Annotated in this window: 7 protein-coding genes; 2 read left to right on the forward strand and 5 right to left on the reverse strand. The window is 70.5% G+C overall.

Annotated features, from left to right (window positions below):
- The coding region (locus tag FV230_RS23430) for a TOBE domain-containing protein (protein WP_187275597.1) at positions 1 to 319 on the forward strand (319 nt) is incomplete at its 5' end.
- 251 nt (positions 320 to 570) lie between these two features.
- On the forward strand, positions 571 to 2313 hold the full coding sequence (locus FV230_RS23435; protein ID WP_147844107.1) for an EAL domain-containing protein: 1743 nt from the start codon (positions 571 to 573) through the stop codon (positions 2311 to 2313).
- Between the two features lie 185 nt (positions 2314 to 2498).
- On the opposite strand, the gene nudC is transcribed toward FV230_RS23435, so the two are convergent.
- The 5 genes from nudC to FV230_RS23460 all read right to left on the reverse strand — a co-directional run.
- Positions 2499 to 3410 carry an NAD(+) diphosphatase gene (nudC, locus tag FV230_RS23440; RefSeq protein ID WP_147844108.1) on the reverse strand — a complete coding sequence of 304 codons (912 nt, stop codon included), beginning with the start codon at positions 3408 to 3410 and terminating at the stop codon, positions 2499 to 2501.
- Between the two features lie 7 nt (positions 3411 to 3417).
- On the reverse strand, positions 3418 to 3831 hold the full coding sequence (locus FV230_RS23445; protein WP_147844109.1) for an HIT domain-containing protein: 414 nt from the start codon (positions 3829 to 3831) through the stop codon (positions 3418 to 3420).
- Between the two features lie 96 nt (positions 3832 to 3927).
- On the reverse strand, positions 3928 to 4494 hold the full coding sequence (locus FV230_RS23450) for a hypothetical protein (protein ID WP_147844110.1): 567 nt from the start codon (positions 4492 to 4494) through the stop codon (positions 3928 to 3930).
- A 122-nt stretch (positions 4495 to 4616) separates the two neighbouring features.
- A complete protein-coding gene (locus FV230_RS23455) occupies positions 4617 to 5480 on the reverse strand; it encodes a universal stress protein (protein WP_147728435.1) in 864 nt (287 codons plus the stop codon).
- Positions 5481 to 5563: 83 nt separating this feature from the next.
- Positions 5564 to 5872: acyltransferase family protein (locus FV230_RS23460; RefSeq protein ID WP_147844111.1), on the reverse strand; the 309-nt coding region annotated here is incomplete at its 5' end.

Below are 5872 nucleotides of genomic sequence, written 5' to 3' on the forward strand. Positions count from 1 at the left end.
GCTCGTCCCGCTCCTGCCGCGCGCGATCGGCAGCGTCGTGCGGGTGCGCGTGCCGGCCCGCGACGTGCTGATCGCGACCGCGGTGCCGTCGGGCCTCAGCGCGCGCAACATCCTCTCCGGCCGGGTCGCGGCGCTGATCCCGGCGGGCAACGCGGTGATGGTCGAGGTGGCGTGCGGCGGGGCGGTGCTTGCGGCCCGCCTGACCGGGGCCGCCGTGCGCGACCTCGACCTCGCGGTCGGCCGCCCCGTCCACGCGGTGATCAAGAGCGTCGCCCTCGATCCCGCCGGGATGGGCGGGCGCCGGGCGATCGAGATTTGAGGCATGGTCTGACACGGCCCGCTGCAGCCGCAGCAGCCGATTGCTGCGCTCGGAAACGGGCGTTCATGGGCCGTGCGCTCCGAGTGTGTTCGGCGCGGTTTGCGCACCCAAAACCACAGTTATTCTAGGAGTAAAATCAGAATCCAGTAGTTTTTTAATCGATTGGATTTACTGTAACACAAGTTTAATTTGATCCGATTAATGTGACATATTGCTTCTTCGCAATGCGTGGATTCCATTGAGCTGAAGTGATGACCGACATCGACGCGACCGAGCAAGCATTCGGTTCTCACGACCCCGTCTCGTCGGAGACCGCGTTGGCCGGCGCTGTGGGACTCGCGCGGGCCGCCACGTATGCGTTCATCGCCAACGACGGCACCGGTCGGATCACCTTCGTGAACGAGGCGGCCGAGGCGCTCTTCGGATACGGACCCGGCGCGATGCTGGGCCAAAACGTCGATCTCGTCGTTCCCGAACGGTTTCGCGCCAGCCACGCGGCGGGTTTGGCGCGCATCGCCCGCAACGAGCCCTCCCGGATGGCCGGTCGAACGATCGAGGTCACCGCGAGACGTTGCGACGGCAGCGAGTTTCCGGCCGAATTCACGTTGTCGATCTGGAGAGACCGCTTCGGCCTCGGCTTCGGGGCGATCATGCGCGACATCTCGGAATGGCGCGCCCGCGACGAGCATCTGGTCAGGCTCGCGCATCACGACACGCTCACCGGATTGCCCAACCGCGCTTCCTTCGAAGAGACGCTCGACGCGAGGCTCGCCGCCGGTCAGGCCACGTGCGTCCTCATGCTCGACCTCGATGGATTCAAGGAGGTGAACGACAGCTGGGGGCACGGCACCGGTGATGCCGTCCTCCAAACCCTCGCCATCCGTCTGCCGGCCTGGCTCGATCAGGATGCGATCGTCGCCAGGTTCGGCGGCGATGAGTTCGCGGTGATGCTGCCGGGCGCCACCGATCCCCTGCAAGTCGCAGCCAGTGCCGCCGCGCTTCTCGACGCCTTCGCGGCACCGTTCTGCGTCTTAGGTCATACCTTCCACCTGGGCGCCAGCATCGGAGGCGCCATCAGCCCGACGCAGGGCCTGTCGGCAGGCGAGCTCGTCGGCAATGCGGACTTGGCGCTCTTTCGCGCGAAACAGGACGGCAAGCGTCGCTTCCGCTTGTTTCAGCCCGACATGCGGAGCGCGCTGCTTTCGCGACTGGCGCTGCAGTCGGAGTTGCGCAGGGCGGTCGCGGCCGGTGAGTTCGTGCTCCACTACCAACCGCAGGTGGCTCTGGATACCAGGCGCATCAACGGTGCGGAGGCCCTCCTGCGATGGCAGCACCCCGAACGCGGTCTGCTGTTTCCGGGCGCCTTCCTGTCCCAGCTCGAGGAGCACCCCCTGGCACTCGAGGTCGGACGCTGGATCCTCGACGAAGCCTGCCGGCAGATGGCGGCTTGGCGCGACGCAGGGCTCCCGATCCGGAAAATGGGCGTCAACCTGTTTACCGCCCAGGTCCGGTCGGGAACGCTGACGTCGGATGTCGCCGACGCTCTCCAGCGGCACCGGCTGAGCCCGGAGATGCTGGAGCTGGAAATCACGGAAACGATCTTCCTGAAGGTCGACGAGCCTGTCCTCCGCCCGTTTCGCGACCTGCATCGTCGCGGGGTCGGCATTTCCTTCGACGATTTCGGCACCGGCTACGCCTCCTTGAGCTCGCTCAAGCGTTTCCCTCTGACCCGCCTCAAGATCGATCGCGGATTCGTCCGGGACCTGATGACCGATCAGCACGATGCGGCGATCGTGCGCTCCATCATCCAGATCGGGAACGACATCGGATTGGACATCATCGCAGAAGGAATCGAGACGTCGGACCAGGAGGCGCGGCTGCTCGAGATGGGCTGCAAGCAGGGCCAGGGATTCCTGTACGCCAAGGCGCTGCCGGCGGCCCGGTTCGAGGATCTTCTCCAAAGTCTCGGGCGCCTTGAGAAGATCGCGAGCTGATCGACGAGCAGGAAACCTGCAAGCGCGTTCGCGGAGCCCGTTCCGATCCGCGTGTCAGGTGGTCTGCCCGGCGCGGCGAGACGGGGGAGATGTCGGGCCGTTTCACTGTTTGCCCGGAAGCGGCCCGGCGAGGAATGACCGACTCCGGGCGGCTGCAGTCGGTGGCAAACGACGGGTTTCGGCCCTCAGGCCCGCCCCTCGACGAAGGCGCGCATCAGCACGTGCGCGATCGCCATCGCCGGTGGGGCAAAGAGGTTGTCCGGGTGGCGCCGCTCCAGCATCGCCAGCACCTCGGCGCGGTCGAACCAGCGGGCGTCGGCGAGCTCGGTCGGGTCGGTGACGATGGTCTCGTCCAGCGCTTCCGCCGTGCAGCCGATCATCAGCGAGGACGGGAACGGCCAGGGCTGCGAGATGTGATAGCCGACCGCGCCGACCCGCACCCGCGTCTCCTCGTAGGATTCGCGCGCGACCGCGGCCTCGATCGTCTCGCCGGGCTCGAGGAAGCCGGCGAGGCACGAGTACATCCCCTCCTTGAAGTGCGGGCCGCGCCCAAGCAGGCAGCGTTCGCCGCGGCGGATCAGCATGATCACCACCGGGTCGGTGCGCGGGAAGTGATGGGCGGCGCAGGTCGGGCATTCCCGCCGGAAGCCGCCGGCGCGGACCAGGGTCTGCGTGCCGCAATTGGCGCAGAAGCGGTTGCGCGCGTGCCAGCCGAGCATCGACTTCGCGGTGGCGAGCAGGCCGAGCTCGTCCTGCGGCACGGCGCCCTCGGTGGCAATGGTGCGCAGGTCGAGCGTCCGGAAGCCGTCGCCGGCATAGGCCTCGGCCGCCTCCGGCGCCGCCACCGCCGCGAAGATCGGCCGCCCGTCGAGATGCCCGAGGAAGATCCGCTCCTGGGTGATCAGGGGGTTCGCGCGGACGCCGTCCTCGGCCTCCAGGATCGCGCTCCCGCCCCGAAGCACGAGCGCGTCGCCGGCCAGGAGCACCAGCCGGGTGCCCCGCGCGTCGGGGGGCGGCACCGCGTCCTCCGCCTGCTCCGAGGAATGGCGGACGAGCCGGCTCTGCGTGAAGCCCAGGGTGGCGAAGGGGTCGGTCATCGCCACCTCAGGCTGCTGCGAACAGGGCGCCGGCCCGCTCGGCGAGCTGCGCGCGGGCATGGTGCGGATACGGCTTTCGCGCCTCGAAGCCCCAGACCGGGCCGGGCCAGGCCGGATCCGACAGGAAGCGCCCGACCACGTGGACGTGGAGCTGTGCCACCACGTTGCCGAGCGTCGCGACGTTGACCTTGTCGGGCTTGGCCAGCGCCAGCATCACCCCGGTGGCGAGGTGGACCTCCCGCCACAGGGCGGCGGCATCCTCGGCGGCGAGATCGGTGAGCTCGCTCACAGCCGCCCGGCGCGGCACCAGGATCAGCCACGGGAAGCGGGAATCGTCCATCAGCAGGACGGAGCAGAGGCCGAGGTCGCCGACCGGCACGGTGTCGGCGGCGAGCCGGGAATCGAGAAGGAAATCGGTCATGCCGGGCGATGTAGCGCGGGCGCGCGTCCCGGCGCCATGCCCGCGCTCACGGGCCGCCGGCCCGAACCGGCCGGCGGCGTCGCGCTGTGCGCGATGTCACAGCGTCGGCTCGGTTCCCGCGCGGCCGACCGCGACGAGATCGGCGTTGACGAGACCGTCGGCGTCGGTGCGCGCGAGCACCACGACGTCGGCGCCGGGCACGAGCAGAGCCCTCTCGCCCGGGGCGATCTGCGCCGTCGGCGTCCCGGGCGGGATGGTGAAGGACTTGCTGCCGCCGTCGTAGACCAGCTCGACCTGCCGCGGCGGATCGAGCGACAGGCCGCCGATCCAGCCCGCGGTGAGCCGCGCGTCGGGGGCCGCGTCCCAGGGCTTGGTGCCGGCCTCGAAGCCGCGCTCGGACGGCGAGTAGATCGCGACCTTGATCGGCTTCGGCTTGCCGTCGGCGCCGGGCACCGAGACGATGCTGACGTAGCTCTCCGGCTTGATGTCGCGGAGGCGGCCTGCGGTCGCGATGAACAGGCGCGTCTTCACGTTCATCAGGACGGTGACGGACCCGCCGGCCGCGCGCCGGATCGTCAGCGTGTCGGCGTCGCGGGCCTCGACGGTGCCCTGGTAGCGCGCGAAGGATTCCGCGGCCTGCGCCGCAACGGAGGTCGCACCCATCGCGAGCGCGATCAGACAAGCTCGGATCACTGTCGTCAGCCCCTCACTCGACCGGGATGGCCGGCGAGGCGCGAACGTCGGGCGAACGGTCGAGGTTCCCGCTTCGCGCGCGGCACACGCCGTCAGTGCGCCATCAGCATCGGCAGGTCGGCGTGGGCGAGCAGGTGGCTCGTCGGGCCGCCGAAGATCATCTGCCGCAGCCGGCTCTGGGTGTAGGCGCCCTTGATCAGCAGGTCGGAGCCGAACTCCTTCGCCTCGGCGAGGAAGGTCTCGCCCGGCGTCCGGCGCCCGGCGGGAAGCGCCTTGTGGTCGGCGGCCACGCCCTCGCAGGCGAGCGAGCGGGCGAGGTCCTCGGCGCTCGGGCCCGGCACCGTGCCGCCCTCGACGCTGAGCACCAGCACGCGGGAGGCGGCCCGCAGCAGCGGCATCGCGAAGGCGACGGCGCGCGCGGTCTCGGTCGAGCCGTTCCAGGCGACCAGGATCGCGTCGCCGAACCGGGTCGGCGGGGTCGGCGGGGCCACCAGGATCGGGCGGCCGCCCTCGAACAGCGCCGTCTCCAGGGTGGTCATGCGCGGCGTGCCGTCGGCGGCGCCGGGGCGGCCGACGACGGTGGCCGAGAACAGGCGCGCGTACTGCCCGAGGAAGGCGTCGCCCGCCGGCACGTCCTGCCGCCAGCGATAGCGCGCGCCGGCGCCGGCGACGTTCTCGGGAACGCACAGGCCGTCGCGGGCGTGGCGCGGGATGCCGGCCCCGTCCATGAAGGCGACGAAGCGCCCGCCCGCCTCCTCGGCCTCGGCCCGGTCGGCCTCCTCGTCGCGCAGCCAGGTCATGCCGCCGACCATGTCGACGGGCACGTACTCGGCGAGCGCCGGCCGCAGCGACACGCCCTCGATCAGGCTGCCGAAGCGCTGTGCCACGAGGCGGGTCGTCTCCAGCACCGAGGGCAGGGCGTCGTGGAGCGCGATCGGCACCAGCAGGGTCTTCATCGCGTCGCCTCGCTCGGGTTCGCCATCACCGTCGCGACGCTAATGCGGATCGCCGCGGCGGGAAACTCGCAGCCGCCCGGCGCTCACACGGTTTTCGGCCTCGGAAGGGAATGGCGATCGGGATCGAGGCGGGCGCGGGCGAGACGCATCATCGGGCGCTCGACATGGCGGTGGACGAGCAGGGCCGCCACGACGCTCAGGGCCACCATCACGCCGAGCGCGACCCAGGGGCCGAGCCACAATGCGAGGTCGATGCGCGCGAGCGCCTCGCGCAGGCCGCGCAGGACGAAGGGATGGACGAGGTAGAGCGCGTAGGAGGCGTCGCCGAGCGCGGCCAAGGCGGACACGACGGGCGAGGGCGGTCGCGCCTGCGTCCGCGAGCGGCCGAGCGC

Origin of the sequence: Methylobacterium sp. WL6 (assembly GCF_008040095.1) — a bacterium.
Classification (GTDB): domain Bacteria; phylum Pseudomonadota; class Alphaproteobacteria; order Rhizobiales; family Beijerinckiaceae; genus Methylobacterium.

Excerpts from the sequence above, each read along its gene's own strand:
- FV230_RS23435 (WP_147844107.1), top strand. The coding sequence starts at position 571 with ATGACCGACATCGACGCGACCGAGCAAGCATTCGGTTCTCACGACCCC.
- FV230_RS23455 (WP_147728435.1), bottom strand. The coding sequence starts at position 5,480 with ATGAAGACCCTGCTGGTGCCGATCGCGCTCCACGACGCCCTGCCCTCG.
- nudC (WP_147844108.1), bottom strand. The coding sequence starts at position 3,410 with ATGACCGACCCCTTCGCCACCCTGGGCTTCACGCAGAGCCGGCTCGTC.
- FV230_RS23450 (WP_147844110.1), bottom strand. The coding sequence starts at position 4,494 with ATGGGTGCGACCTCCGTTGCGGCGCAGGCCGCGGAATCCTTCGCGCGC.
- FV230_RS23445 (WP_147844109.1), bottom strand. The coding sequence starts at position 3,831 with ATGACCGATTTCCTTCTCGATTCCCGGCTCGCCGCCGACACCGTGCCG.